Consider the following 1,642-nt stretch of genomic DNA (forward strand, 5'->3'; position numbering starts at 1 on the left):
CGTTTACGCCCCTGCGGCGAAGGTTCTCAAACGGGTGAAGTTAAATACCAGGGGAACAGCGCAGCAGGTTCCCGCAAACGTCAACACCGCGGCTCCCGAAACTCAACGGGTGATGGTTTTTAAAAGCAAGGCACTGAATTAAGGAGATTTATCATGGCAGCACGTGGCGTAAACAAAGTCATTCTGGTCGGTCATCTGGGGCAGGACCCTGAAGTGCGTTACATGCCCAACGGGGGCGCGGTGGCAAATCTTACCCTGGCAACGTCTGAAACATGGCGCGATAAGCAGGACGGGGAGATACGCGAACACACCGAGTGGCACCGTGTTGTCGTGTTCGGAAAACTGGCGGAAATCGCAGCGGAGTATCTGCGTAAAGGTGCCCAGGTCTACATCGAGGGCCAGCTGCGTACCCGCAAATGGACCGATCAGTCTGGTCAGGAAAAATATACCACAGAGGTCGTTGTTAATGTGGGCGGCACTATGCAGATGCTGGGCGGTCGCCGTGACAGCCAGGCACAGCAGGGCGGTCAGCAGTTTAGTGGACAGCCGCAGCCGGAACCTGAGACCCCATCTCCGGCGGTAAAAGGTGACGCAAAAGGCGAGGGCAGGGCAGCAAAAGGAAAGAGTAAAACGGCAAAAGGAAAAAACGCAGAAGCAGTACCTCAGCAGCCGCCAGCGCAGCCCGAACCGCCGTATGATTTCGACGATGATATTCCGTTCTAGGATTTGAATAATTTCAATTGCGCCTGAACTGGACTGCGCCCCAAAAGTTGGATACCCGACTGATTAAGGTGCAGTTTTTTTTGGGTAAATCCGAGATTTATATATCGAAAAAAACACGATATTTCACATAAAATCAGCGAGATAAAGGGAAGGTGCCTGGTCAGTCTGGTATGGGGTGAGGTATAATGGCGGTGGCGCTTGAGGCTTTTTGCCTCATGACGTTTCAGATGTTGTGTGGCAGAAAGAAGAAAGCCCCGTAGGAAGTTAATTAAATTAACCAACACACGAGGCGATCTGCTTGACTAGACACCAACAGAATAGCCTCTTAGATGCCGCAAGGCAAGGAGAAGAAGGCTATGAAACTGCCACGAAGTACCCTGATTTGGTGTGTATTGATAGTGTGTCTCACATTGTTAATATTCACTTACCTGACCCGGAAATCGCTCTGCGAAATCCGCTACAGGGACACGAACAGGGAGGTGGCGGCTTTTATGGCTTACGAATCCGCTAAGTAGCTAACCCCGGCGGGGGGAAACCCCCGCCAATCAGGAGCTGTGGTGGTTTGGTTATGCCTGAAGCGCCTTTATGAAGGGGCTGCCGGTTCGCTGGCAGCCCCTTTTTCCTCTTCTGGTGCGATCGCAAGCATGAACAGCCAGGAAGGACGGTTCCCTCCGGGAACGGGGCAGGGCGGCAGCGCCTGCGGCGCGCCCGCTCTCTTCCCGCCCTGTCCATTGTGATTTACTGATTGCGGACCATTTATCTACTGTCTGCATGGTTCTGTTCTATTCCTCTGGTCTCAGTAATAACAGACTGATGGCCCCCTTCGGCTCCTGACCAGCTGACGCTGTCCAGTCGTCGAGCCCCACTCCGCCAGGGCAGCTGCTGCGCACCTGCCAGTCTCCGCCGAACCCCTGCGGGT

The 1,642-nt window shown here is 54.0% G+C and carries 3 protein-coding genes and 1 pseudogene; all 4 read left to right on the forward strand.

All coding sequences use genetic code 11. The features are described from left to right. The first annotated feature begins 153 nt into the window (after positions 1–153). Positions 154–723, forward strand: a complete 570-nt coding sequence (locus N0B36_RS24325) for a single-stranded DNA-binding protein (protein WP_131334159.1) — start codon at positions 154–156, stop codon at positions 721–723. 298 nt (positions 724–1,021) lie between these two features. Then, positions 1,022–1,171, forward strand: a pseudogene (locus N0B36_RS24330) (DUF5431 family protein); the annotation flags it as partial. Next, entirely contained in the window at positions 1,116–1,238 is a 123-nt protein-coding gene (locus N0B36_RS24335; protein ID WP_224776414.1) for a type I toxin-antitoxin system Hok family toxin, read from the forward strand. The pseudogene N0B36_RS24330 and the gene N0B36_RS24335, both read left to right, overlap by 56 nt. Positions 1,239–1,280: 42 nt before the next feature. Further along, the gene (locus tag N0B36_RS24340) at positions 1,281–1,460 is read left to right on the forward strand and encodes a hypothetical protein (protein ID WP_259689507.1); all 180 of its coding nucleotides are present in this window, start codon (positions 1,281–1,283) and stop codon (positions 1,458–1,460) included. Positions 1,461–1,642 lie beyond the last annotated feature (182 nt).

The sequence above is a fragment of the Citrobacter sp. XY323 genome, from assembly GCF_025106035.1.
GTDB lineage: Bacteria > Pseudomonadota > Gammaproteobacteria > Enterobacterales > Enterobacteriaceae > Citrobacter > Citrobacter braakii.

Excerpts from the sequence above, each read along its gene's own strand:
- N0B36_RS24325 (WP_131334159.1), top strand. The coding sequence starts at position 154 with ATGGCAGCACGTGGCGTAAACAAAGTCATTCTGGTCGGTCATCTGGGG.